The sequence below is a fragment of the Pseudoalteromonas sp. Hal040 genome, from assembly GCF_037162425.1.
In the GTDB taxonomy this organism is placed as follows: domain Bacteria; phylum Pseudomonadota; class Gammaproteobacteria; order Enterobacterales; family Alteromonadaceae; genus Pseudoalteromonas; species Pseudoalteromonas gelatinilytica.
On the sequence record NZ_JARLUU010000001.1, the window covers coordinates 2,507,763 to 2,533,135 of the forward strand.

A 25,373-nucleotide genomic window follows, 5' to 3' on the forward strand; every position below is an offset into this window, starting at 1 on the left:
CGAATTAAAATTTTGCGATGATGTTCGCACGTTCAATGTTACTGATCATAATCATATGCTCAGTGCCATCTGCTGAAAGTGTGATCATATCACTGCTAACTGATACTAAATCGCCTTTAAAATTACGACGACCATCTTGTGGAAGTTTTGTACGCACGCGTACTTCTTCTCCTTGCGCCTTCTCGTAGTGATCTTGTTTGAATAATGGACGATCAACACCAGGAGACGAAACTTCCAAATCATATTCATTTGTAATTGGGTCTTCGACGTCTAAAATTGCGCTAACTTGACGACTAACGTCGGCACAATTGTCCACCGTAATCCCTGCATCGTGATCGATATAAACACGTAATGTAGAGTGGCGACCAGCTTGCACAAACTCAAGACCATGTAACTCAAAGCCTAACATTTCAACGGCCGGTGAGAGCATGGCTACTAAATCTTGCTCAAGTTTTGTCACGAAAATCCTCCATACAAACAAAAAAAGGGCATATAGCCCTGAAATACTGAGTTTAATAATGATTTAAAATCACCGCCAAGCAGATACAACAACGCCCCGAACCAAGCGGGGCGTCACACCTAAAGCATAAAACTGTGTGGCCTAGGGCCAAGCTTGGTTGCGAGTCAGTCACCTGACTAAATTAAACTAGATAGCCTAAACGCAAAACGCGCATTACCAGAATGCGCGACTTCATACAGTAAAAACTTACTGTGTATACTAAGTACACTCAACAATGCCTTAGCATGTATTTGGTTGCGGGAGCCGGATTTGAACCGACGACCTTCGGGTTATGAGCCCGACGAGCTACCAGGCTGCTCCATCCCGCGCCAATTGATATTAAAAGTATCTTAATATCGTCTGATTGAGCGATAAACACCTCAATTCAATGGCGGCTATTATAAGCATGTAACGCTCAATTAGCAACCTTCCGGCATGAATTAGTTAGACTATTTTTTACCTAAAAAATTTATGACAACCTTGTCATAAAATTTCCCATTACCGAAAAATCTCGTCTATATTTAGTCATATAATAAGAACAACCTATAGCCTTGGCTATTAAGCGATTTACTATGAGTCTCTCTTCGTTTCAAAAAAGACTGCTACAACAAGATATTGAATTGCTAAAACCCGATTTTCATCAGTTTACAAGCGCGTATCATCGTAGTCTTTGTTCACGTAAATTAACCATGTCAGTGCCTGAACATGAAAGTATAACTAAACGTAGTTATATCTTGTACTGCGCGCTTAACAAAGTAGTGAGCCACCTTGATGATCTATTGCAAGTGACGCCATTTATTCATTATCTAGCAAATAATCTCAGCTTTTTAAATGTGTCGTTTGAGGACATCGATATCCTTTGCGACGCATTTATCGAAACCCGCAAATCGTATATGCATCACATCAACACGCAATTACAACAAGCTTGGCTGCAAGCTATGCGTATATTTGCCAATGTTGTCAAAAGTTACTTGTTTGCTTACTCAAATGTGGTGTCGTTTAGCGCGTATTGTCCGGCACGTTTAAGCTCATAACCTAGTTAACTCGCTGTTGAGTCTGTCGATTTGTTTTTGCTCAATGGCGATAAGCGTATTAAAGCGGCTAGTTAGCGCAGTCATTTTGTCTGCTAAGGCACTATCGCTATTTGCATCAGCTAAATTTCGAGGGCGGCTATTTAATTGTTGCTCAAGCTCTGAGATTTGTACGTTTAACTCACTTTGATAAGTATCTATTTTATTTTCATGCTCTGAAATTTCACGCATAATTTGTTTTGAGCGAATAAAACTAGCAACCTCATTATTAGCAACCGTATTTGCAGATGAAGTTAACGTGTATTTTTCAGCCGTGAGTCTATCTATACTGCGCTGCTCACTGTCTATAAGCACGCCGTAACGCTCAGATACCGCAGTCATTTGCTTGGCAATAGCCGCTTGTTTTTTAGCCCCTACCAAGTTACGTAGCTGAGCATCTGATTGCTCAGATAAAGCCACTATTTCCCTGTCCATTTTGAGCTTGAATGTGTCAATTTTATTGTTATGTTCTGCTATTTGTGCATCAATTTGCTTTGACCGAATGTAACGATCAACCTCTGCAGTATCTTTATCTGCTGATGGTTGTGCAGTCTTTTCTGTCGCGCTCGAAAGGTGTGGGTTTTGCTCTTTTATAGTGATTAGCTTTGCATCTTTGCCGCATGGCTGTTGACTAAATTCAGCAATACCATTTTTCTCACAGTGATACACAGTGCTGTGCGCTGTTTGGCAAACTAAGAGACTTATAAATAATAAGCTTAGCTTTAATGGAATAAGTGTCATGTCATGCCTTCCCTAGTAAATGACTCATTATGAACTTCATAACAGTACCTTATATATAGACTAAAATTATCGATCTATCTTGGTGTTTATTTCGTAACTACCTAGATTACTTGCTGCAAAGGTTATTAGAAGTGCAATACTCTACCCTGCGATTTATTTTTGGCGATCAACTTAATGCAAGCCACAGCTGGTTTAAAGAAAAATCACAACCAGACACGCTGTATGTCATTGCTGAGTTAAAACAAGAAACAGACTACGTAAAGCATCACCTGCAAAAAGTGGTCGCCTTCTTTGCTGCAATGGAGAACTTTGCCAAAGCACTTACAAAAGCAAACTTAAACTGTCTGCACCTTACACTTGATGACACACACAACGATGCTTCATTACCTGAACTACTCACCCGGTTAGCTAAGCATTATCAGTGCCACAATATAGAGTACCAATACCCTGACGAATACCGCCTTAAACAGCAACTCGCTGATTTTGCAAAGCAGAGCGAATTTAATGTCATTGCGGTTGATTCGGAACACTTTCTACTACCTTTTGCCGATATTAACCAGCACTTTAAGCCAAATAAACCAGTAAAAATGGAATTTTTTTATCGTGCTATGCGTAAACGCTTCACTATTTTAATGGACGATGATAACCAACCTCGTGGTGGAAAATGGAATTTTGATCAACAAAATAGAAACAAGTTAAAACCTAACGATCTTAAAGAAATCCCAGAACCTTTGTGTTTTGGTAACGATGTTAGCCACATTCTAAAACGGATTGAAAAGCACCAAGTAAACACCTTTGGTGAGTGTAGTGAAACACTTATCTGGCCAACAACCCGCGCTGAAGCAAAACAATTGCTCGATTTCTTCTGCGACCATTTACTGGTGCATTTTGGTCAATTTCAGGATGCTATGACGTGCCAATCAGCGCATCAATGGTCTTTGTATCACAGCCGATTATCGTTTGCTTTAAACACCAAAATGCTGCACCCGATGCAAGTCATCAAGCGGGTATTAACCAGCTTTGAAAAACAGCAGATTGATATTGCACAAGTAGAAGGCTTTATCCGTCAGATCCTTGGTTGGCGTGAATATGTACGCGGTATTTATTGGCAAAATATGCCTGATTACGCCAGCAAAAATGCCTTAAATGCAAAGCGCGCCCTACCTGACTATTTTTGGCATGGCAAAACAAACATGAATTGTATGCACCATGCCATTACACAAAGCCTGCAAACGGCTTATGCTCACCACATTCAACGTTTGATGATCACGGGTAACTTTTGCTTATTAACCGCTATAAAACCGAGTGAAGTGGACGCTTGGTATCTGGGTATTTATATCGATGCAATAGAATGGGTAGAAATGCCCAACACGCGAGGAATGAGTCAATTTGCTGACGGTGGATTAATTGCTACAAAACCCTATGCGGCCAGTGGTAATTACATCAACAAAATGAGTGATTATTGCAAACACTGTAGCTACAACATCAAAGAGAAAGCAACTGATGATGCCTGCCCATTCAACAGTTTATATTGGCATTTTATGTTAGAGCACGAACAGCAACTATCACAAAACCCACGCATCGGTATGATCTATAACAACTGGTATAAACAAGATGAATCTGTTCAGCAAGCAACGCTTAAGCGTGCTAGCTGGTGCTTAGATAATCTAGAAAAGCTGTAATGACAAAGAACCAAAATAGGTAAAGTTGTTAATTAAATGTTTAATTTTTCTGTCACTCTAGTGTAATCACGCTCTTTTTTAATAGCGCTGCATATTAAATAACACTAAGAGGACACAATGAAAAAAACACTTATTAGCGCGACGTTTTTAGTTGCATGCAGCAGTAACGTACATGCGTTTAGTCAAGAAACCCACAAACGTATAGTGATTGATGCAGTTAATTACATGCAACAACACCCAAGCACAACACAATACGGCGCGTTAGCCAGCTATGCACAGCAAAATAATATGACTATCACTCAACTTGGCGAGCTACTTGGGCAAGCCGCCTATGACGTCGATGATTTTGAGGACACGTTTTTTTGTGGTGCTATTACAGGTTCTTGTGTACAAGCACCTGTTTGGGGTGCTGCAGAAAGTATCGTGAAATACACCAGTTATTGGCACTTTCAAAATCATACGCAAGGTGCTGATCAACACGGCAACGACTTTGGTGGCTACAACTATCAAAAACTGACGGTGTGGGGGACGGTTGATAATCTTGCAGCGACATGGCTCAAAGGCGATTACCTAGATGATGGTAAAGGTGGCGAAACAGGCTGGTTCAATGCTGACTCTTCAAAATATAATAGCTATGGCGTTACTGAAGCCCATTACCGTATAGATAGCCAATCAAGTTACAGCATGTATGATGATTTTGAGGAAATGCCATTCCAACCTATCGATAACTTAGGGCAATACTGGTATCAAAGTTACTTACAAAGCGGTAATCCACAGATTTTAGGTTTTGTATTTCACACCACCGATTTACTCCAGCCTCATCATACTTGGACAACCTCTGATTTAAATCACTCAAGCTGGGAAAGTTGGGTAAATGATTATTACGACCAAGAAAACCTCAATGATCCAGCACTTGTTACACAAGCAATGGCGACCTTTGCAGCATTAGATACACAATCAACTGATGTGCGTCCCTTATTAACCCAAGGTGGGGCATTTTCGTATGCACAAGGTGGGATCGTGTTAAATTCAGAAGATCATTTCGACCGACTCGATACTGCAAAACAAGTTGTTCCTCATGCGATTGCAATGGTGGTTCACCTACTTAATCATGCCATGGTTGCTCGATAATGCGTCGGCTTTACATTTTGACAGCTCTGCTAGGTTTGCTTTTCAGCAACCTAGCAGTTGCTACGTTTAATCAATACACGGAATCTGAAATTGATCTCATATGGCAGGTCTACAAAGAACAACGCCCTGATATTAGCAAACAGCAAACACGTGAACGCCTTTACGAAAATCAATTTTTACTTGAGTACGCACAGAAAAACATGCCAGAACTTGTAGAGCGCCAAGCAAGCGTTGGCTTTTCGACTCATTACCATGTTATGCGCTACTTAGATAATCTGTTTATTCATCAGCTAAATCTCACCGATAAACCAACTACAACTGGGCTTGAACCATTTGATAAACACTGGCTGAAAACCAACTTAGGGCAATACCCGCTAAATGGTCAGTACAGTGATGACCAAATCAAACAGTTCAATGCTATTAAACTCAATTTGTTTGAAAACTCAATGACGTTGTACGAATTTATTGCGCCTCTTTCTATGCAGACTCGCTTTCGTTTGCATCAAGGGGATAGCGACTTGTTCAAAACCGAAATTTTAAAACATCGACAATTTATTTTGCATTTAAAGCAAGCTGACGCAGTCTTACAAACACAGCAACTTTCGCTACCCCATCTTTATTCTATCGCCATGGGCGATATCTTAAGACCTTCGATTCAAAGCTGGTTAGGCATAAAAGGTATTATGCATGTTGATAGCCCAGTACTAACTCGCTTAGAAAACACGGTAACTAGCGCTGAAATCCAGCAATATTACCAACAACACAAAGAAAGATTTCATTATCTAAAATCGGTTAAGGCCCATGGCGGCGAATTTACCGAAAGAGAGGCAGCGTTAGCATTTAGAAAGCAAGCAGAAACAAGTTCAATACAACACGCACTAAAGCAATTAAATCAGCCCGATATTTACACTCAATATAAAAACCACTTAACCCGTGAGCATAAACGAAATTGGGCAGTACAATTAGCTTTCACACAAAAACCTCAACAGTTGAGTGAAGTAATACGCTCACCGAATGGTTTATGGGTGGTAGTAATGAGCTATGATCATACTTTTGGCTACTTTAACGCAAATGACGAAACCGTTCGCTATCAAGCTAAAAAAGCCATCGCAATTGAAAAAGCCAAAAGCAGCTATCAACAACAATGGCTAGCGTGGCAAACACACCATGGCGTTAAGCTATGAAATGGTTAACTTTAGCACTCATGGTACTGTTCAGCGCTGCCCTTGTTATTCATCTGCAAACTCACCCTATTAGTTTAGCGCCAGCTAAAAATGCACCGGTGTCCGTTGAGGTTGAAAAAACAGATGTTCATGATCAGCAAGCACTGACCAGCACGCTCGAAAAGCAAGCCCACCCAGCCATTGAGCAAATCGACAATGCCAGCATCAAAGCGATGATCACCACACCTGATTATATAGCCCCTATTGCAAAGCAGCCCCAGCAAGCAAAGCGGTTTACAGGTGATCTTAATGATCACAAAGCATATCAGACATATCATCAAGCGCAGCAAACTGAACTAGAGCTTCGCTTTATTGATGCCGCAGAAAGTAAAATTGCTACTCTCGAATCCCTTTTAGAACGTGGTAAGCAAGCGGGATTGTCAGAAGATAAGCTTAATGAAGCCGTCGATAAAATTGCGGCTTTAAAGACGATGCAAGCAGAATTAATTGCAAAACATAACGAAAAAAGCCGCCTCAGATGAGGCGGCAAAACTAACTAGGGGAAACAATGCTGTTGGAAATTACTTATTTTCTAGTAATTTACCATTACCGATTTCGATTTTACGTGGTTTTAGTGCTTCTGGAATTTCACGTTGTAAATCGATACTTAGTAAGCCGTTTTCAAGGTCAGCGCCAAGTACTTTAACGTGGTCACCTAACTGGAACTTACGTTCAAAGTTACGCTCTGCAATGCCTTGATGAATAAACTTACGTTCAGCATTATCTTGTTTATCAGCTTTAGTACCGCTAACTTTTAAGGTGTTGTTTTCTGACTCAATGGTCAACTCACTGTCACTAAAACCTGCTACGGCCATAGTGATACGATATTTGTCTTTATCGAGTGCTTCGATGTTATACGGAGGAAAACTTGGCTGCTTGTCTGTGCGTGCTGCCGCATCCATTAATGATGCTAAATGATCGAAACCGATGAATGAACGATAAAGTGGTGATAAGTCTACTGTACGCATAATTATATCCTCATATTTAAGCGATATTTTGTTAGTACTCTTCTTTAGAACCAGCGCTAACAAAGTTAAATTAATACTATATATTTCAATTACTTTAGTTTTTTCGGGACCCATAAGGCGTCCTCACTAAACTATTTATGGGCAGGTAAAATCTTTTCAAGATTTTTAGCAAAAAAAATTGCAGTTTTTTTAAATTAAATGAAATTTTAACACCCTCAAACGGGTCTGAATAAGTTGATTTTAAAGGGCTAACCACGTACAAAATAACAATGAAAAAAAATCAAACTTTTTTAAAAAAATTTATCAGTGTGCTAAAAAATGTCGTGTTAATGGCAGTCGTTGTGTATGCCGTGACCGCATTTCAGCAACGTAATTTACTCTCAACTGATAAAACTCCTGCCCCCTATTTTAATTTAGCCACGCTAAAAAACCCGACAGAGCGGATGACCATTGCACAATTACAAGGCAAGCAAACAGTAGTGTATTTCTTTGCGCCATGGTGCTCAATTTGTCGTTACAGTATACCGAATTTAGAGACCGCCTATCAGCAAGGTAAGCTTAATGCGATAGCGATTGCTCTCGATTACCAAAGCATTGCCGAAGTTAAACAGTTTACGGATTCGCTTGATTTGACTATGCCTGTATTGCTTGGCAGTAAAAGTACAGGTCAAGATTACAAAATCAGTGCTTACCCAACTTATTATGTTATTGATGAGCAGTTGGCTATTACTGCGCATTCTATGGGTTACTCAACAGAACTTGGCCTCAGGATGCGCACACTTGATTAGCTCAATCGCTAATAATGAGAAAAAACAGAATAGTGCAATCGATTTTATGCACTGTTTTTATTCATTTAATTCGTTAAGATGATAACCAGATAAACACATTTACATCGAGGAGAGCGATATGTTAACTGTTATTTTTGGCCGTGAAGGCTGCCCATACTGTGTTCGTGCAAAAGACGTTGCTGAAAAACTAGCTAACGAGCGTGACGATTTTAAATACCGTTACATCGATATCATTAAAGAAGGTATCAGCAAAGCAGATTTAGAACAGTCTGCAGGCAAACCTTGCCCAACTGTACCACAGATTTTTATTGACCAAGCCCACATTGGTGGCTTCACTGAATTCGAAGCGTACGCTAAAGAAAATTTAGGGTTATATCAATAAATTGTAAACGTGGTTGATTTTGGCAAATTTAAACTGATTAAATTATGACCAACATCAACCACATACAAATTAGTTGTAATTTATACAAGCAATTGCCTTGTATTTCCTATACAATGCGCGCCTCTTTAAATTCGTTGAGGCGTATTAATGTCAGAACCAGTCACGTTTGAATCTCTAAATCTTTCTCCTGCAATCCTTAAAGCAGTTGAAGAGTTGGGTTACAAGACTCCATCTGAAATCCAAGCTCAATGTATACCGTTATTGCTAGAAAGAAAGGACGTACTGGGACTAGCGCAAACAGGTACAGGTAAAACAGCAGCATTTGCTCTGCCGTTACTAAATAATATTGACCCGTCTGTGAAGCAGCCACAGATCCTTGTTTTAACGCCTACGCGTGAACTTGCGATCCAAGTAGCTGAGGCATTCGAACAATATGCTAAGCATACTCGTGGTGTTGAAGTTTTAGCCCTTTATGGTGGCCAAAGCTATAGCATCCAACTAAGTGCACTTCGTCGTGGCGCGCAAATCATTGTTGCAACGCCAGGTCGCTTAATTGACCACATTAACCGTGGCACAATCAAGTTTGAGAGCTTACAAGCCCTTGTTCTTGATGAAGCAGACGAAATGTTACGCATGGGCTTCATTGATGATGTTGAAAGCATCATGGAGAAAACGCCACGTGAAAAGCAAACATGTCTTTTCTCTGCGACCATGCCTAAGCAAATTCAAAATATCAGCAGCAAATACATGAATGAGCCTGAGCAAGTTCATATCTCTGCGCGTAACTCAACTGTATCAACTGTTGAGCAAGTATTTTGGAATGCGCACGTACACAAAAACAAAGCAATCGTTCGCTTCTTAGAAGCTGAACAATACGATGGCGCAATTGTTTTCGTACGTACACGTAACGACACTGTACAATTAGCTGAATTACTTGAGCATGAAGGTTTCTCTGCTGCACCACTTAATGGTGACATGAACCAACAAGCACGTGAACGCACAGTAGACCGTTTGAAAAACGGCCTAGTTGATATCGTTATTGCAACAGACGTTGCTGCACGTGGTCTTGATGTTGACCGTTTAAGCCTAGTAATCAACTACGATATTCCACAAGACTCAGAAGCCTACGTTCACCGTATTGGTCGTACTGGTCGTGCGGGACGTACAGGTAAAGCGATTCTTTTCGTAAAACATAACGAACGTTATTTACTTAAAAATATCATTCGTCATACGAAATCAGATATCGCACAAGTTGAATTACCGACTGCTAAAGTAGTTGAAGAAAAGCGTATCAAAGCACTTCAAGACAAATTAACAATTGCTCTTGAAAACAAAGACATCACTTTCTTCAATCAAGTTGCTGCTGATATGGCAGAAAAACTTGAGTTAAGCGCTGAAGACTTAGCAGGTGCATTACTTTGTTTAGCGCAGCAACAATCACCAATCAAGGTTGAAGAAGTTAAAGCTCAACCGCGTGGCGAGCGAAACGACCGTCGTCGTAACGAACGTGGTGATCGTGCTGAGCGTGGCGACCGTCAAGGACGTGAGCGTAAACCTCGTGAGCCGCGTGAGCGCAACAGCCGTAACATGGGCCCTATGGATACTTACCGTATCGAAGTTGGTCGTGAGCACGGTGTACAAGTTAAAAATATCGTTGGTGCGATTGCTAACGAAGCTGATATCTCGAGCAAGTTCATCGGTGATATCCGTCTTCATGACACGCACAGTACGGTTCAGTTACCGCAAAACATGCCAAAAGACGTGTTAGACCATTTCCAAAAGGTGTTTATCTGTAAGCGCCCAATGAATATGACGCTAACGCAAGAACAAGGTCCAGCGCCAACTGCTGCACCTCGCTCTGAGCGCCCAAGTGGTGATCGTGGTGATAAAAAGCGTAACTTCAAAGACCGTGGTGAAAAACGTGGTGGCCCTCGTAAAGAGCGTCGTCCAGTGAGCTTCACTGCGAACTAATTGAAGCTGTAAGCAATAAAAAACCTTGTCATGAGATTGACAAGGTTTTTTTGTGTCTGCAATAAAGCTGTCAGCTATCAGCCTTCAGTTTTTTTAAAGCCTCACGCTGGATTGCTGAGGCTTTGTTACTTTAATCCTTATGAGCCGATGGCTGGGTATGCGTAGCTTGATTGAAGACCTAGTGGAATGCCTAAGCCCCAGTACGCGAGTAAGAAGATACTCCAACCGATTAAGAAGGCGATTGAGTACGGTAACATCATCGCGATTAAGGTGCCGATACCGGTGCCTTTTACATACTTTTGACAGTACACAACAACCAATGGGAAGTATGGCATCAATGGCGTGATGATATTTGAGCTTGAGTCACCTACACGGTAGGCTGCTTGCGTTAAATCAGGTGAAATACCCAGTTGCATCAGCATGGGTACAAAGATTGGCCCTAATAGCGCCCATTTTGCTGAGCTTGAGCCAACAAATAGGTTCACAAACGCCGTTAAGAAGATAATACCTACCACAGTGACTGAGCTTGGTAGTGCCATTGCTTTTAATAACTGTGCACCTTCAATTGCAAGTAATGCGCCTAGGTTTGATTTACTAAATGCAGCAATAAATAACGCACAGAAGAACGCCATAACAATATAGTAAGCCATACCGCTCATCGCTTTACTCATTGCATCTATCATATCTTTAGAGCTTTTGAAGGTACCCACTGCAAAACCGTAAACTGCACCAGGGATCCAAAACAGTAAGAAGATAAGAGGCACAATTGATTGCATTAACGGCGAGCGGAAATTAGTTAGCGAGCCATCACTGCTTCGCATTGCTGAGTCTGCCGGGGCCGAAACAAACCAAAGTAAAGCAAGGCCTGCAATCATCACTGTGCTTGCAATATAAAACGCACGTTTTTCATCACTGCGCGCTTCATCAAATGCAGGTAAGTCTTCAGTATCTCCATCAAGTGGCGTGTTTTGTAAACGCGGTTCGATGATTTTATCTGTGATATACCAGCCTAATAAGATAATAAATAAGCTCGAAGCTGAGGTGAAAAACCAGTTATTGAGTGGGTTAATCGCCATATCTGGGTTAATAATTTGTGCGGCACTTTGGGTAAAGCTTTGCAGTAACGGGTCAATCCCTGACGGAATAAAGTTTGCGCTAAAGCCACCACTTACCCCCGCAAATGCTGCAGCAATACCAGCAAGCGGATGTCGCCCCATCGCATAGAAAATGACCCCTGCAAGTGGGATCACTAATACATAACCCGCATCCGTAGCGGTATGGCTGACAATCGCCACTAAAATAATAGACGGTGTTAAAAGCTGCTTAGGCGTAACCTTTAACATTAATTTAAGGCCAGTATTGATAAAGCCAGAATGCTCAGCGACACCAACACCTAACATAGCAACCAGCACCACACCAAGCGGCGCAAAGCCAGTAAAGGTCTTCACCATCGAAGACAAGAAGGTAGCAAGGGAGTCCCCTGCTAATAGGTTATTTATAACGATGGCTTCGCCGGTACGCGGGTCGATTGCATCAAATGTAGTGCCCGAGAAAAGCCAAGATAAAAACCAAATAATCAGCATTGCGACTAAAAATATAATCGCCGGATCAGGTAGTTTGTTACCCACCCTTTCAATCGTATTTAGAAAACGTGCGATTGCACCACTTGGTGCCTGCACATCATTATTGTTATTCATTTTCAAATTCCCTAGAAAAATATCTTTTTTACCTTATCGCATCTGTGCAATGAGGTAAATTTTAAGTTAATAAAATTACCTAATAAAGGTAATGTGAATATATAAAAAAAGCGACAAAAGGTCGCTTCTTTAGATTCTATTTAAGTCAATTAAGCTGCAAGTGCTTTCACTTCATCCCACAGACGCACAACAAGCTCTTTATCTTCTTCGTTTAGCTCGCCGTTGCGATAAGCTTTAACGAGGCTAGATTCAACTTGATTGTTTAGCTCATCAATCGATAAGTTTAATTCTTCTACTTGTGCATAGCCTACAGCTAAGTCAAAGTGACCACGTAAATAGCCACCAGCAAATAGCTCGTCGTCTGTTGCTTTATCGACTAAATCATCAAAATATTGCTGCGCTGCATCAATATAACTTACTAAACTCATTGTTACTTCTCCTCTGGGTGCAGCCCATCTTGATGACCTACTGCATACATAATATGGTCATTGAAACCGGTGGTTACACGAATATAACCACTTAATTCATCGTCTAACTCACTATCACCGGTATCGGCAATCAGTGGTCGGCCATTTAAGGCCTGTAATTTAGTTTTAGTGGCTACCACAATAATATTGTCGCGACCAATAGCACGAATAAGTGCAGGACTTAATTGCTGATTACCTCGGCCAAATATATGGCCTTGGCCACCAATTAAGGTGATCACTAATTTAGTTTCTTTACCTTGTGTGAGTTCAAGTAATTGCTGAGCAGTTAAATCCTGCGCGATAAGCTCTTGATCTGCCACTAAGTCTACCCCTAGCAAGGTATTTTCAAGACCCATTTCTTCCATTATTGCCGCGACTGTAGAACCACTGCCCATCACATATAAGCAGTCTTCATCCATTTCACTAACAACATAGGCAGCTATATCAGCAAGCACTAATTCATCGGTTTCTTTACCGCCATTTTTCACTGCCTGTACATAACGTACTTCACTCGGCACTTGCATTTCACCATAGCGTTTAGCTTTTACCGTGCCTTCGCGAAATGCTTCCTCGTCGATATCCATCACATCGGCATCGCCAAGGCTTACAAGTTCACCTTTAACGAGCATCTCAACAACACGCCCAGCTGCTTTTGGGGTAATAGCATAAACCCCAGAATGGATTTTACAGCCTGCAGGAATACCTAATACAGGAGTACTATCACCAACCGCGTGGCAAATATTGCGAGCAGTGCCATCACCACCCGCAAATAAAATAAGGTCGACACCTTGCTCAACTAATAACTTAGCGGCCTGCTCTGTGTCTTCCGGTGTAGTGATATCATTTGTTTGGTAAATAACTTGGCTTTGAAAGCCTAGTTGCTTTGCCGTTTGCTCACCCATTTCACCGTTTACAGTGTAAATAGTTAAGTCATCTTGATGGGCAAGCAGTACTTCAAGTGCCGCTCTGGTGCGTAAGTTTGCTTTTGGCTCAGCGCCAAGTTGCATTGCTTTTGCTGCTGTCTCTGCGCCATCACTGCCCTTTAATGCGACACTGCCACCTAAGCCGGCAACCGGGTTTACAATTAAACCTAATTTAAACTGCATTAGATAAAGCTCCTGGGTTGTCCTGATAATCACGCTGCCATGTAAACTGTGCAGCCGTTAATGGCCATGGGGTTTTATAAAAATCGCTCAATGCGTTAAGCAGTGCTGTTGTGCGCTGATTAAAGCCAGATGCTAAAAAGCTCAACACTTGCTGGTGAACCCGCGCTTGAAAATCAAATCGGCAGGTTTGCTCGCCATTAAGATTATCTACCGATACATTAAAATCGAAACCCGTCGCGGTACTGAGCGCCCATTCGATAGCTTGGGGCTTTACTTCAACCGATTCAAATTCAGCTTGCTGGTGCTTATCACGGCCATCAGGGCAATACCAATAGCCATAATCTTCTTTTAACCGACGCGCCTCTCCAGCCACTAGCCAATGGGCAATTTCGTGTAAGGCGCTGGCATAAAAACCATGGGCAAACACAATTTGGTGATAAGGCGTTTGCTCATCAGCAGGCAGGTAAATAGGTTCATCATCACCCTTTATCAAACGCGTGTTATGGCTTTGATAAAAGGTGTTTTCAAAAATAGCGATTAAGTCAGCAATCTGATGCATACGGCTTGAATTCATCTCGTTAAAAGCGTCACTAAAAACGAGGCGAATTGTACGGACTTTTCACTGTAAAGTAAAAGCAACTACCCTCAGTTACAGGTATTTTGCGATATCAACATCATCGATTTGTGCTGGGTTTAAATAGCGTTTTGCATATTCAAGGTAAATACCTGATGTTAAAAACAATTTGAACACATCTTCATCAACATGCTGATCGGCTACCATCTTGGCTAAAATATCAATGGCAACACTGAGTGGCTTGGCTTTTTTATAAGGTCTATCGGCAGCGGTTAATGCCTCGAAGATATCAGCAAGCACCAACACACGCTCAGGTATCGATAAATCATCCGCAGATAACTTACGCGGATACCCAGTGCCTTTAAGGGTTTCGTGATGGGTCGAGGCATAACGTGGCACCCGTGCTAACTCTTCAGGGAACGGCACATTATCGAGCATTCTAATGGTACTGATAATATGCTCATTAATTTTAAAGCGATCTTCGTTTGTTAATGTACCGCGTTGAATTTGTAAGTTATAAAGCTCGCCAAGGTTATACTTATACTTAGGAATAGTAACTTGAATTCCTAAGCGCTCGTCATACTCAATAGGTTTATCGTGGGCAATCAAATGCTCAGGTTTATCTGAAAGTAGTTTTTCAGTAACAGGCAGTTGCTCATCGTTGCTGTGAACTCGCAGCTCTTCCACTGGCGAAAGACCTATCTTATCGTCAAAATGTCGCTGCCACGTAATGTTACTGAGCGCCTCTAAACGCTCAAGACTTGCTTCATCCATAAACTCGCCACCCACATTGCACGTTGCGATAAACGAAAAATCACTGCGCAATTGTGCTTGGCGTTTGCCAAGCTCGGCTACAAGCTCAGGTTGCTTTTCTGGTGAGGTTTGCAGCGCTTTTAAATAAGCGATTTCTGCATCTCGCCACAGCACTTCAAAACGTGTACGCACCTCGTGAATACGGTTATAAATGGTTTCTAACTTAGTGCCTTTATCTACGATATGCTCGGGGGTGGTGATTTTACCGCAGTCATGTAGCCAAGCTGCGAGGCTAAATTCTCTTAGCTCGTCTTTATTTTTAAAAGCAAACTCTTTAAAAGCGTGTTCATTTGAGTTTGAGGCCGCTTTGGCCAGCATAATGCCCAGTTCTGGTACCCGCTCGCAGTGCCCTGCTGTATAAGGCGATTTATCATCGATAGCCTGTGCAATAAGCTCAATAAATGACTCCATTAAGGCTTTTTGCTTTTGCTCATGCTGCTGAATAGATTGACTCATTTGCACCATGGAGCTAGCCAGGTTATTGATTTCTTTAATACTACTTTTTAATGTAGATACTTGATCAAACTGTCGACGTTTAATTTTTAAGTTTTCGCCCTCTAAGGTCTTAATAGGTGCAACGATGGGTGAGGCAAAAAACCATGACACCGGCAATACCATAATTAAGCATGCGGCAGTGATAAAGATAGAGAGCTTAATTTTTTCACGGGTAGAGCTCAAAACGCCTTCTTTCGGCACCACTATCGCTAAGTAATCACTATTACTGCCCCCTTCTGAAAGTGGAGTGATATACACATACTTTTCAATGCCATTTAAGGTCATCAAACGTAAATGGGCAAAGTTTGTTTTATCTGTGATTAAACTTAAAAACTCAGGATATGGCACAGTACCAATCACTTGTGATTGCTGATTGGGATCGCTCCCTAACCATTTACGTTCGAGTGCCGCAATGTACGAATTTGGCAACTGTGTTATTGCCATATCAATTAAGTCTTTAAGCGCTTCATCTTCTGGGTGAAACAATAAATGCAGGGTATCGGGTAAAAGGTCGTGGCTATATGTATCAAGCTGATTGTACTGAATGCCATCAATAAAAAACTGCTTTTGGGTGTATTTGAATACCGCCTCGTTATCTAAGCCTGCAAAGACCCGCCCTTGGCTAACTGCATCAAGTACCGCTTTTGTACTTGGTTGCTCAACAATGTCGATATCGGGAAAGTGCTCTTTGATCACGTTAATCACCGACCAGCCCTCGCCTATCGCCAACTGTTTGCCCGCTAACTGCTTCATGGTAACAACTGGTGTGGACCCTTTTGCTGTAATGATACTGAACGGTAAGGTAGCCATAGTTTGGCTCATAAGACCGAGCGGCTCATTGGCAGGCGTTTTAAAAATAGGCTGAATAATGTCTATTTCATCTTTTGCAAATTGGCTTAAAAACTCAGCCCAGGTAAAACCATTTATAAAAGTCACCTTAATTCCAAGTAACTCAGCCAAACCATTAATATAATCAATGCTATAGCCTTTTGGGTTTCCGCCAACACTAAAGTCCATTGGTGGCCAATTGGTTTCGTTAGAAACACTTAAATAAGGATACTTTGCCAATACACTTTGCTGCTCTTCAGTCAGGGGCAATTTTTCAAGCCTTGGCAGGCGTAAGCTATTTTTTTGTTGGTTAGAGGCAACAATTTCACCTTCTTTATTGTATATGTACAGCTCACTTAAATACTGGCTGCTCATTTTACTTTGCTGTTTACTTAAATATTCAGAGATGCTCGACAAACTAACGTCTAACGCTAAGACACTGTTTTCGCTTGCCGACTTTATCGAATAGGTTTGCCCGGGCGCTTGCAGGTGGGTAAAGAAATACGGCTTGGTTTTATTGACTCGGGTAGAATTTGCTTGCTTAAACCACAAACGCTCTCGCGGGTCATAGCGGGTACCTTTAGTTTGAGAAATGCGTAAATTAAATTGCTGATCAAAATAATGAGTGTGCTGAACACGCTCAGCCCCTTCGCCGGTAATATGGATCACGACCCAGCGATCAGCTTCGATGGCTTGCAACTGCTGACGAACTATTTCACTACTTTCTAAATTAATTAATTCATAAAAGTCACCATTCTCATAGCCAACATACAAGGCATAAAACAATGGATTGAGCTGCATGATTTCACTCATGACATTTCTTAGTTCACTTTTATCTACGCTGTCGGCGCTGATAAGGCTGCTGTTTTGTACCATCACACTTAATGTGTTTTCTGACTTTTCATTCACCCCAGTAAGGTAATCAGCAACGGAGCCGGTGGCTAAATTAAAGTTTTTAACACTGGCTTCTAAAGCCATTTTTTCACTGAAATAGTATTGCAGGCTAATTGCAATCAGGGCTGTTAATGAGGTGGCTAATACGAACACCGCGACAACGGTAAGACGAATCGAAAAACGAATTTTTTGTTTGAGTTTTTGAAAAGCAGATACCAGCACTTATGCATCTCCTTGCAATGCTTTGTTCGTAAATAATATTAGCTTGTATAATCTTTATACACCAATAATTTTGTATTACAAACAAAAACACTGCAATATTAGCCTAAAGCATAAGCAAATAATTATCTTAGATATTTTTGAATATCGACCGAATCGATTTGCGACTCATGTAAAAACTGTTTGGCATATTTTAGGTATATGCCTGAAGTTAAAAAGAGCTCAAATACGTCACGGTCAATGTGATCGTCATCGACCATTTTCGCTAAAATATCAACAGCAACACTCAGAGGTTTGGCTTTTTTATACGGTCTATCTGCCGCGGTTAATGCTTCAAAGATATCAGCAAGTACTAACACACGTTCAGGTATTGATAACTGCTCAGCGGTTAATTTTCGTGGATAACCGGAGCCTTTTAAGGTTTCGTGGTGGGTTGATGCATAACGCGGAACTCTCGCTAACTCTTTAGGGAATGGCACACTACCAAGCATACGAATTGTGCTGATCACATGCTCATTAATTTTAAATCGGTCTTCCGCTGTTAACGTGCCCCGCGCCACCGACAAGTTATACACTTCGCCAAGGTTATATTTATACTCAGGAATGACCATATTAATGCCCAAACTCTCTGGGTACTCAACGGCTTTTTCGTGTGGAATTAAATCACTTGGCTTATCACTTAGGAGTGACTCTTCAACTGGCAAGTGTTGATTGTTTAAATCCGCCATACGCATTTCTTCTAGAGGCGATAGACCTATACTTGCGTCAAAATTGCGCTGCCACTTGATGCTAGCAACCTCATGTAAACGAGACAGCTGCGCTTCATCCATAAACTCACCACCGACATTGCAGGCGGCAATAAAGCTAAAATCAGCGTGTAACTTTTCTGTTTGTTGCTCAAGCTTTTGCTTAAGCACAGATTGCTGCTCTGGGTGCGTTAATAGTTGCTCATAGTACGCAATTTTTGCATCACGTAGCAGCACTTCAAATCGGGTGCGTACTTCGTGAATGCGGTTATAAATGGTTTCAAGTTTAGTGCCTTTATCAACAATATGTTCTGGTGTGGTGATTTTACCGCAGTCGTGTAGCCACGCCGCTAAACGAAACTCGCGTCGCTCATCTGGGGTTTTAAAGCTGAACTTAGAAAACGCCTCATCAGTTGAACCTGATGCGGCATCTGCAAGCCAAATACCCAGCTCTGGCACACGCTCACAATGCCCTGCCGTGTACGGTGATTTATCATCAATGGCTTGCGCAATAAGCTCAACAAATGACTCCATCAACGCTTTTTGTGAATTTTCATGTTGCTCAATGGAGCGACTCATATCGACCATCGAACTGGCTAAATAATGAATTTCTAGAATGTGGCTCGAAAGCGTTGAAACCTCATTGTAATCACGCTGTTGAATTTTTTTATTTTCACCCACTAGTTTAAGTATTGGGTTAACGATTGAAGAGGCAAAAAACCAAGAAACGGGCAGCAGCAAGAGTAAAAATAAACCCGTAACTAAAATTGAAATGCGTATTTTTTCTTTAATTACCGCTAACACATCATCTTTAGATACCAGTACGGTGAAATAATCGACTTCATCAGATTGCATATCGCTACTGAGCGGCAAAGGCAGCACAAACATGTACTTTTCTATGCCCTTTTCATGGACGCTCAGCATTTTGCCAAATTGATGCGTTTTATTGGCAAGCCCTGATTGCTGCTCATCCAATTTAACCAACTGAGATAAGTCAGCAAAGCTATGCTGGTGACTTTGATTATTACTGGTTGCAATAATTTCGCCATTACCCCGATAAACATACATTTCACTTTCAACCAAGTGTTTCATTTTAGTTTGTTGCGCGGTTAAAAAATGATTCAAACTTGCACTGGCAATATCAATCGCCAATACATCACCCGTTTGTGCTGACTTTATTGCGTAGGTATAACCTGGTACATCAAACACGTTAAACACGTACTGCTCGGTTTTCGTCACCGAAGTGCTGGTTGCATCCTGAAACCAAACACGGGTTCGTGGGTCGTAATCTGTCGCTTGCGTGTCTCTTTTACGAACGTTGAGCGACTTATCTAAATACGTGGTAACTTGCTTACGCTCACTGCCCTGCCCAGTAACTTGGTAAACCAACCAATGATCGTCTTCATCAATTTGAAACGATGGAGGAAGCTTTGCATAGCCTTTTAAATTTATAACCAGTAATAAGTCGCCATTAGCATGACCTAAAATGAGCGAATAAAAGTCTGGATGGCGCATTAAAATTTCGAGCAATACATGCTGTAAAATCTCTTTATTATCTTGGCTATTCGAAAAGAGTCGCGTGTCGTGGATCATCACGCTTAAGGTGTTGTTAGCACGCTCATTAATTCGGGTGATGTGATCGGCTATTTGCTGGCTAGTTTGTTTAAATTGCTCTGATTTAGTTTGCAGTATTAGCTTTTCACTAAAATAATAATGCAGACTAATCGCCACCACGCCTGTGAGTAAACTCGCGAGAGCAAACACCAGTAAAACACTGGCTCTGATTGAAATTTTATAGCCCTTATCATGGCGTGATAGCATTCGCGACTCCTTGCTTGCTAATAATTCAGATTGTTTTAAAAAATGATACTTTAAGATTATATCGAAACTACAATAAGGTACATGTATTTGTGCACTTTTCAGCCATTTATAGTTTTATTACTAATTGGTTTCGCCCAGCATCTTTCGCCTGATAAAGCGCAGCATCAGCCCGTGAGATAACTGATTTTTTAGGCTCTTCTTGCATCACAGTTAAACCAAAGCTGGCGCGAATTGGTAAAGACAACTCACCAACCTCGCACACTTCACTATTCAATCGTGAAATCATACTGTTAATAATAACCGTTGCATCAGGCACAGAGCATAGTGGCAGCACAATAACAAACTCTTCTCCGCCAAAACGATAAACGTCATCAGAGGTACGTAGTGAGTGAGTTAAAAAAGCAGAAAAACGTTGTAACACGACATCCCCCACCTCGTGGCCATGGGTATCATTCACACGTTTAAAATAATCAATATCAGCCAGAATAACACACACTTGTTTTGCCTCACCTTGCTGTTGCTTAGCCAACCGCTGATATTCTTCATAGGCATTATCAAAAGCACGGCGATTGGGCAGCTGAGTAAGTGCATCTTTAAGGGCTTGGGTTTTCATTTCATGGGCAAGCTGGGCAAGCTGTGTATTTCTTACAAATAGTGCGCGGCGCATCGTGTGCTCTTGAGCTGCCATGATCAACCCCGCTAAATTAGCTGCCACATGCGCTAAGATCACCACATAAAATGAGTGAATAGATATATCTTTATAGGAGTAAATAACAATCACAGCGAACACACTGTAAGCAACACCTAAAAACAAAGATAACTTCAAAGATAACAATGTTGAAAAGTAAAAGGTGATCAAAATGATCACATCAAAAAACATGTGCAAAATATAATTTCGCTCATAGGTGACAACCATGAACTGGATATTCAAAAATAAAAACACCATAAACACGACAATCACGGGTTTTAACTGCCCTGGAGTTTTTATAAAACCTAAACCAAAAGCGCTTAGTAAACAAACTGATATAGTAACGGCTCTACCGATCAGGGCAATATCGGGCCAAAAGCTCGCTTGAATGATCATCTTATCAAAGAATGTCACCAAAAAAGTGACTACTGCAATCAAGCAGGTAAGAAATTGAGCTATTTTTTTATCTTGTACGAATTTACTTTGCAAAAATGCTTGCTCAACCTGTAACGATTTAAATTGGCAAGCATAACGCTCAATCGACATATCTTCGTTTAATAATTTTGCTGCAAAAGCGCCCATAAATAAATGCCTACTACGAAAGGAAGTGAGGGGTGTTAGATTAAAGAGCAACTACTCTAGTATAGAATGTATGATCATTAATTAAACTAGTATTTTTGTATAAAAATACGACAAAAAACCCCACGTAAAAGTATAGTAGACAATAAATTAAATAGGAAAATATTCTAAATTTCAGTTAGTTGATTTCTTCACCTGCTTCATCACAATCTACAATATCGGTTTCTTTAAGGGCCTCACTGATCCAGCTTTGCATTACCGGACAACTAAGTACGTGCTGGCAATAAGCTTGTGCAGCATGCGAAAGCTCCACCTGATACGTTTTGAAGCGCAGCACTACAGGTGCAAACATCGCATCAACAATAGAGAACTCACCAAATAACCATGCATTAGGGTAACTTTGCTGCTGAGCAGAAAATATCTCATCTATACGCGCAATGTCTTTTTTAGCTTGCTCTGATAATTCAACATGCCTGTTAGCGCGAATATTCATTGGCATTTCATTGCGAAGTGCAGCAAAACCAGAGTGCATCTCAGCCGCTAGACTGCGCGCTTTTGCTCTTTGGGCTATTTCACTAGGCCAAGCAGCACCATTTAGATAAGCATCATTGATGTATTCACAAATAGCGAGTGAATCCCACACGATTAATTCAGCATCAATAAGGGCCGGCACTTTTTGCACGGGAAACTTACTTTTTAATGCTTCATAAAACTCAGGCGTATCTAAAACTAATTGCAGCTCTGTAAAAGAGATATTGAATTTACTCAGTAAATACCACGCCCGCAATGACCAGGTTGAGTAGTTTTTGTTGCCAATAAATAATTGCACTGTGCTTCCTTTAACGTTTAGATTAGGCTCACTATAAAACAGCAATTGGGCAATTACTCGCCAATTGTTTTTATGCTACCTATAAGAAAAGCTGATACATTATGGATATTGATGCCCTCAGAACTTTTTGTGCTTTTGTTGATACAGGCAGTTTCACCCGCGCTGCAGCACAAATTTGCAGAACCCAATCTGCGGTAAGTATGCAAATGAAAAAGCTTGAACAAGACCTCGCAAGTCCGCTATTTGAAAAGCAAGGTCGTCAACTGGTGCTAACCCATCAAGGCCACCAGCTAGCAAGCTATGCAAAGCAATTGATAGCGCTTCATGATGAAGCCTTTAAGCAATTAAAAGCAGGCACTGGCAATTTACGTGTGCGCATTGGTTGTCCTGACGACTATGCCCACTCTTTACTACCAGAGCTTGTTGAAGCTTTACACCAACTGTTTAATGCACTGGATTTACAAATAAGCTGCGCCCCAAGTACTGAGCTTAGAGCCAAACTAGACCAAGGTATGCTCGATTTGGTGATTGCCACTCGCACGCCAGACAGTGAAGAAGGCTACTTATTGCAATCAAGCCAAGGCGTGTGGGTGAAAAGCCCTGCTTTTGAGATTAACGATTCAACCCCACTTCCAATCGCCTTGTTTCAACGAGACTGTAAGTTTCACCAAGCCAGTATTGAGGGTCTATTAAAGGCCGAGCGTCGTTTTAATATTATTGCCTGTTGTGGCTCAGCGGGAGCGTTACATGGCTTGATTAAACAAGAACTGGCAATTGGCAGTATGGCGCGAATAAGCATGCAATCGGGTGTGGAAGAGGTGAGCGATAACTCACTTCCGGTACTGCCTGTCATTGATATCGTCCTGCTTTACGGTAATCATGCCCACAACCCTCTCAGTCATGAACAGCTTAAGCAGCTTGTTGAAATAATTAAGGCATAAAAAAGCGCGATGATAATCATCGCGCTCATTAACTGCGTTTACTTTATCTAAGACTGCGCTTAAATCGAACCTTTTATTGGTCCATGTTCGTGGCTTACATGTGGGTTTTGACCACGTTGGCGCAATAAGTGATCCATTAAGGTAATCGCCATCATCGCCTCAGCAATAGGAATTGCACGAATACCTACACATGGGTCATGACGTCCTTTGGTGATCATCTCTACCGCTTCGTTGCTAGTATTAATGCTGTTGCCCGGTATGGTAATGCTTGAGGTTGGCTTAAGTGCGATAGAGGCAATGATATCTTGCCCTGTCGAAATACCCGCAAGTACACCGCCCGCGTGATTTGATGTAAACCCGTCAGGAGTTAACTCATCACGGTGTTCAGAGCCTTTTTGCTCAACCACATCAAAGCCGTCACCAATCTCAACGCCTTTTACCGCATTAATGCTCATTAATGAGTGTGCAAGCTCTGCATCTAGGCGATCAAATACTGGCTCACCAAGACCAACAGGCACATTTTTAGCAACAACTTTAACTTTAGCGCCTACCGAATCACCTTGTTTTTTTAGGTCGCGCATGTACTCATCAAGCGCTTCTAGCTTGCTGGTGTCTGGGAAGAAAAATGCATTATTTTCCACTTCATCCCAGTTGTAATCTTCAGCTTTAATTGGTCCAAGCTGGCTCAAACAAGCACGCACTTCAATACCATGAAATTGTTTTAGGTATTTTTTTGCAATTGCACCTGCGGCAACACGAATCGCAGTTTCACGGGCAGAAGAGCGACCACCACCTCGGTAATCGCGAATACCGTACTTATGCCAATAAGTATAATCACCATGACCTGGGCGAAATACATCGGCAATTTTGCCGTAATCTTTTGAACGTTGATCGGTGTTTTCAATCAGTAAACCTATGCTAGTACCTGTGGTTTTACCTTCGAATACACCAGAAAGAATTTTTACTTCGTCACTTTCGCGGCGCTGTGTTGTATAACGACTTTGCCCCGGCTTACGACGGTCTAAATCAATTTGTAAATCGGCCTCGCTAATTTCAAGACCTGCTGGTGTGCCATCAACAACGCCGCCTAATGCAATGCCGTGGCTCTCACCAAAGGTGGACACTTTAAATAGTTGCCCGATGCTATTACCTGCCATTAATTTTCCTCATTCCTAATGACTACTGAGACCGAGCCCTCAGGCTCAGCTTTTAAAATCTGCTGTTAATCTTCGAAATAGTTAACAAGCTGCTGTTTGCTAATCACAAACACACCAAGGCCACCTTGTTCGAATTCAATCCATTCAAATGGTGCGCCTGGGTACAGCTCTTCCATATGTACCATAGAGTTACCAACTTCGACAAATAACAAACCGTTATCAGTTAGATGCTCTGCGGCTTCAGCTAGGATGGTGCGAGTCACATCAAGACCATCATGACCCGATGCTAAACCTAGCTCTGGCTCGTGATGGAATTCACGCGGTAAATCAGCCATATCTTCTGCGTCAACATACGGTGGGTTAGCTACGATCAGGTCATATTTTTGACCCGGAACACCACTAAACACGTCTGACTGAATTGGCAGTACACGGTCATTTAGCATGTAATCGCTAATATTAATATCAGCAACTTCGAGCGCTTCATATGAAATATCAACCGCATCAACCTGTGCATCTTCAAATGCTTGTGCAAGGGCAATAGCAATACATGCAGAGCCGGTACATAAATCAAGAATGCGCGTTACTGACCCTGGTTCTTCTAACCAAGGTGCAAAGCGATTGTTAATTAGCTCAGCAAATGGCGAACGTGGTATTAATACGCGCTCATCAACATAAAACGGCATACCTGCAAACCACGCTGTGTTGGTCAGGTACGGTACTGGCGTACAATCATTAATACGCTCTGCAATTAGTTCAGCTAAGCGGTTTTTCTCGGTGCTGGTTAAACGCGCATGCATAAGCTCTTTTGGCGCATCGATTGGCAAGCTTAATGCAGGTAATAATAAGCTAACTGCTTCATCCCACGCATTATCTGTGCCGTGCCCAAAGAAAATACCACTGCTGGCAAATTGACTGGTTGTCCAACGTAACCAATCATGCAACGTTGAAAGTTCTGCAATTGCCTCGTCTAAAATTGCGTCTTCAATCTGGAAATGGTTCATGTATGTTCCTTAACTTTCAAAGTCTGTTCTGACGCGTATTGTACCGTCTTTTCAGTTGGTTTT

The 25,373-nt window shown here is 41.5% G+C and carries 22 protein-coding genes and 1 tRNA gene; 9 read left to right on the forward strand and 14 right to left on the reverse strand.

Features of this window, described 5'->3' with window-relative positions; translation table 11 throughout:
* Positions 1-4 precede the first annotated feature (4 nt).
* Positions 5-460 carry a ribosome maturation factor RimP gene (gene rimP, locus P4S60_RS11610; protein ID WP_054553177.1) on the reverse strand — a complete coding sequence of 152 codons (456 nt, stop codon included), beginning with the start codon at positions 458-460 and terminating at the stop codon, positions 5-7.
* A gap of 291 nt (positions 461-751) precedes the next feature.
* Positions 752-828 (reverse strand) — tRNA-Met (locus P4S60_RS11615).
* A 243-nt stretch (positions 829-1,071) separates the two neighbouring features.
* Here P4S60_RS11615 and P4S60_RS11620 point away from each other — a divergent pair.
* Positions 1,072-1,533, forward strand: coding sequence for a globin (locus P4S60_RS11620; RefSeq protein WP_337116047.1), 462 nt, complete (start codon positions 1,072-1,074; stop codon positions 1,531-1,533).
* Here the strand turns inward: P4S60_RS11620 and P4S60_RS11625 are convergent.
* Complete coding sequence (locus P4S60_RS11625) at positions 1,528-2,310, reverse strand: hypothetical protein (RefSeq protein ID WP_337116048.1); 783 nt, start codon at positions 2,308-2,310, stop codon at positions 1,528-1,530. The two genes, P4S60_RS11620 and P4S60_RS11625, sit on opposite strands and share 6 nt — an antisense overlap.
* 131 nt (positions 2,311-2,441) lie before the next feature.
* On the opposite strand from P4S60_RS11625, the gene P4S60_RS11630 reads away from it, so the two are divergent.
* The 4 genes from P4S60_RS11630 to P4S60_RS11645 all read left to right on the forward strand — a co-directional run bounded on the left by P4S60_RS11630 (position 2,442) and on the right by P4S60_RS11645 (position 6,828).
* The gene (locus P4S60_RS11630; RefSeq protein WP_337116049.1) at positions 2,442-3,992 is read left to right on the forward strand and encodes a cryptochrome/photolyase family protein; all 1,551 of its coding nucleotides are present in this window, start codon (positions 2,442-2,444) and stop codon (positions 3,990-3,992) included.
* A 117-nt stretch (positions 3,993-4,109) separates the two neighbouring features.
* Positions 4,110-5,123 carry a phospholipase gene (locus P4S60_RS11635; protein ID WP_337116050.1) on the forward strand — a complete coding sequence of 338 codons (1,014 nt, stop codon included), beginning with the start codon at positions 4,110-4,112 and terminating at the stop codon, positions 5,121-5,123.
* Positions 5,123-6,307: a peptidylprolyl isomerase gene (locus tag P4S60_RS11640; RefSeq protein ID WP_337116051.1), complete on the forward strand. Its 1,185-nt coding sequence runs from the start codon at positions 5,123-5,125 to the stop codon at positions 6,305-6,307. The genes P4S60_RS11635 and P4S60_RS11640 overlap by 1 nt, the downstream gene beginning before the upstream one ends.
* Entirely contained in the window at positions 6,304-6,828 is a 525-nt protein-coding gene (locus P4S60_RS11645; protein ID WP_337116052.1) for a hypothetical protein, read from the forward strand. The genes P4S60_RS11640 and P4S60_RS11645 overlap by 4 nt, the downstream gene beginning before the upstream one ends.
* Positions 6,829-6,867: 39 nt before the next feature.
* On the opposite strand, the gene P4S60_RS11650 is transcribed toward P4S60_RS11645, so the two are convergent.
* Positions 6,868-7,314, reverse strand: coding sequence for an Hsp20 family protein (locus P4S60_RS11650; RefSeq protein WP_063706740.1), 447 nt, complete (start codon positions 7,312-7,314; stop codon positions 6,868-6,870).
* Positions 7,315-7,643: 329 nt separating this feature from the next.
* Here P4S60_RS11650 and P4S60_RS11655 point away from each other — a divergent pair, with 329 nt between their 5' ends.
* The 3 genes from P4S60_RS11655 (at position 7,644) to P4S60_RS11665 (ending at position 10,455) form a co-directional block, all read left to right on the forward strand.
* Entirely contained in the window at positions 7,644-8,102 is a 459-nt protein-coding gene (locus P4S60_RS11655) for a TlpA family protein disulfide reductase (protein ID WP_337116053.1), read from the forward strand.
* A 118-nt stretch (positions 8,103-8,220) separates the two neighbouring features.
* Positions 8,221-8,484, forward strand: coding sequence for a GrxA family glutaredoxin (locus tag P4S60_RS11660; RefSeq protein ID WP_054553185.1), 264 nt, complete (start codon positions 8,221-8,223; stop codon positions 8,482-8,484).
* A 147-nt stretch (positions 8,485-8,631) separates the two neighbouring features.
* The gene (locus P4S60_RS11665) at positions 8,632-10,455 is read left to right on the forward strand and encodes a DEAD/DEAH box helicase (protein ID WP_337116054.1); all 1,824 of its coding nucleotides are present in this window, start codon (positions 8,632-8,634) and stop codon (positions 10,453-10,455) included.
* 137 nt (positions 10,456-10,592) lie between these two features.
* Here the strand turns inward: P4S60_RS11665 and P4S60_RS11670 are convergent, their stop codons facing one another.
* The 8 genes from P4S60_RS11670 to P4S60_RS11705 all read right to left on the reverse strand — a co-directional run bounded on the left by P4S60_RS11670 (position 10,593) and on the right by P4S60_RS11705 (position 22,211).
* Complete coding sequence (locus P4S60_RS11670) at positions 10,593-12,152, reverse strand: AbgT family transporter (protein ID WP_337116055.1); 1,560 nt, start codon at positions 12,150-12,152, stop codon at positions 10,593-10,595.
* A gap of 149 nt (positions 12,153-12,301) precedes the next feature.
* Positions 12,302-12,580, reverse strand: coding sequence for a YfcL family protein (locus P4S60_RS11675; protein WP_054553188.1), 279 nt, complete (start codon positions 12,578-12,580; stop codon positions 12,302-12,304).
* 2 nt (positions 12,581-12,582) lie between these two features.
* Positions 12,583-13,725 carry an ATP-NAD kinase family protein gene (locus P4S60_RS11680; RefSeq protein ID WP_337116056.1) on the reverse strand — a complete coding sequence of 381 codons (1,143 nt, stop codon included), beginning with the start codon at positions 13,723-13,725 and terminating at the stop codon, positions 12,583-12,585.
* Positions 13,715-14,284 carry an elongation factor P hydroxylase gene (locus P4S60_RS11685; RefSeq protein WP_337116859.1) on the reverse strand — a complete coding sequence of 190 codons (570 nt, stop codon included), beginning with the start codon at positions 14,282-14,284 and terminating at the stop codon, positions 13,715-13,717. Before P4S60_RS11685 ends, P4S60_RS11680 begins: the two co-directional genes overlap by 11 nt.
* 90 nt (positions 14,285-14,374) lie before the next feature.
* Complete coding sequence (locus tag P4S60_RS11690; RefSeq protein WP_337116057.1) at positions 14,375-17,551, reverse strand: HD domain-containing phosphohydrolase; 3,177 nt, start codon at positions 17,549-17,551, stop codon at positions 14,375-14,377.
* 122 nt (positions 17,552-17,673) lie between these two features.
* Positions 17,674-20,115, reverse strand: a complete 2,442-nt coding sequence (locus P4S60_RS11695) for an HD-GYP domain-containing protein (protein WP_337116058.1) — start codon at positions 20,113-20,115, stop codon at positions 17,674-17,676.
* 106 nt (positions 20,116-20,221) lie between these two features.
* Entirely contained in the window at positions 20,222-21,385 is a 1,164-nt protein-coding gene (locus tag P4S60_RS11700) for a GGDEF domain-containing protein (RefSeq protein WP_337116059.1), read from the reverse strand.
* A gap of 175 nt (positions 21,386-21,560) precedes the next feature.
* Positions 21,561-22,211 (reverse strand): glutathione S-transferase family protein, encoded by a 651-nt coding sequence (locus tag P4S60_RS11705; protein ID WP_063706724.1) that lies wholly within the window; start codon positions 22,209-22,211, stop codon positions 21,561-21,563.
* A gap of 101 nt (positions 22,212-22,312) precedes the next feature.
* Here P4S60_RS11705 and P4S60_RS11710 point away from each other — a divergent pair, with 101 nt between their 5' ends.
* Positions 22,313-23,152 (forward strand): LysR family transcriptional regulator, encoded by an 840-nt coding sequence (locus P4S60_RS11710; protein WP_337116060.1) that lies wholly within the window; start codon positions 22,313-22,315, stop codon positions 23,150-23,152.
* A 59-nt stretch (positions 23,153-23,211) separates the two neighbouring features.
* Here the strand turns inward: P4S60_RS11710 and aroC are convergent, their stop codons facing one another.
* The gene (gene aroC, locus P4S60_RS11715) at positions 23,212-24,309 is read right to left on the reverse strand and encodes a chorismate synthase (protein ID WP_337116061.1); all 1,098 of its coding nucleotides are present in this window, start codon (positions 24,307-24,309) and stop codon (positions 23,212-23,214) included.
* A 65-nt stretch (positions 24,310-24,374) separates the two neighbouring features.
* A complete protein-coding gene (prmB, locus tag P4S60_RS11720) occupies positions 24,375-25,310 on the reverse strand; it encodes a 50S ribosomal protein L3 N(5)-glutamine methyltransferase (protein WP_337116062.1) in 936 nt (311 codons plus the stop codon).
* Positions 25,311-25,373 lie beyond the last annotated feature (63 nt).

Bases quoted from the DNA above. Each gene is read 5' to 3' on its own strand.
- P4S60_RS11620 (WP_337116047.1), top strand. From the start codon at position 1,072: ATGAGTCTCTCTTCGTTTCAAAAAAGACTGCTACAACAAGATATTGAA.
- P4S60_RS11625 (WP_337116048.1), bottom strand. From the start codon at position 2,310: ATGACACTTATTCCATTAAAGCTAAGCTTATTATTTATAAGTCTCTTA.
- P4S60_RS11635 (WP_337116050.1), top strand. From the start codon at position 4,110: ATGAAAAAAACACTTATTAGCGCGACGTTTTTAGTTGCATGCAGCAGT.
- P4S60_RS11640 (WP_337116051.1), top strand. From the start codon at position 5,123: ATGCGTCGGCTTTACATTTTGACAGCTCTGCTAGGTTTGCTTTTCAGC.
- P4S60_RS11645 (WP_337116052.1), top strand. From the start codon at position 6,304: ATGAAATGGTTAACTTTAGCACTCATGGTACTGTTCAGCGCTGCCCTT.
- P4S60_RS11650 (WP_063706740.1), bottom strand. From the start codon at position 7,314: ATGCGTACAGTAGACTTATCACCACTTTATCGTTCATTCATCGGTTTC.
- P4S60_RS11655 (WP_337116053.1), top strand. From the start codon at position 7,644: ATGGCAGTCGTTGTGTATGCCGTGACCGCATTTCAGCAACGTAATTTA.
- P4S60_RS11660 (WP_054553185.1), top strand. From the start codon at position 8,221: ATGTTAACTGTTATTTTTGGCCGTGAAGGCTGCCCATACTGTGTTCGT.
- P4S60_RS11665 (WP_337116054.1), top strand. From the start codon at position 8,632: ATGTCAGAACCAGTCACGTTTGAATCTCTAAATCTTTCTCCTGCAATC.
- P4S60_RS11670 (WP_337116055.1), bottom strand. From the start codon at position 12,152: ATGAATAACAATAATGATGTGCAGGCACCAAGTGGTGCAATCGCACGT.
- P4S60_RS11675 (WP_054553188.1), bottom strand. From the start codon at position 12,580: ATGAGTTTAGTAAGTTATATTGATGCAGCGCAGCAATATTTTGATGAT.
- P4S60_RS11680 (WP_337116056.1), bottom strand. From the start codon at position 13,725: ATGCAGTTTAAATTAGGTTTAATTGTAAACCCGGTTGCCGGCTTAGGT.
- P4S60_RS11685 (WP_337116859.1), bottom strand. From the start codon at position 14,284: ATGCATCAGATTGCTGACTTAATCGCTATTTTTGAAAACACCTTTTAT.
- P4S60_RS11695 (WP_337116058.1), bottom strand. From the start codon at position 20,115: ATGCTATCACGCCATGATAAGGGCTATAAAATTTCAATCAGAGCCAGT.
- P4S60_RS11700 (WP_337116059.1), bottom strand. From the start codon at position 21,385: ATGGGCGCTTTTGCAGCAAAATTATTAAACGAAGATATGTCGATTGAG.
- P4S60_RS11710 (WP_337116060.1), top strand. From the start codon at position 22,313: ATGGATATTGATGCCCTCAGAACTTTTTGTGCTTTTGTTGATACAGGC.
- aroC (WP_337116061.1), bottom strand. From the start codon at position 24,309: ATGGCAGGTAATAGCATCGGGCAACTATTTAAAGTGTCCACCTTTGGT.
- prmB (WP_337116062.1), bottom strand. From the start codon at position 25,310: ATGAACCATTTCCAGATTGAAGACGCAATTTTAGACGAGGCAATTGCA.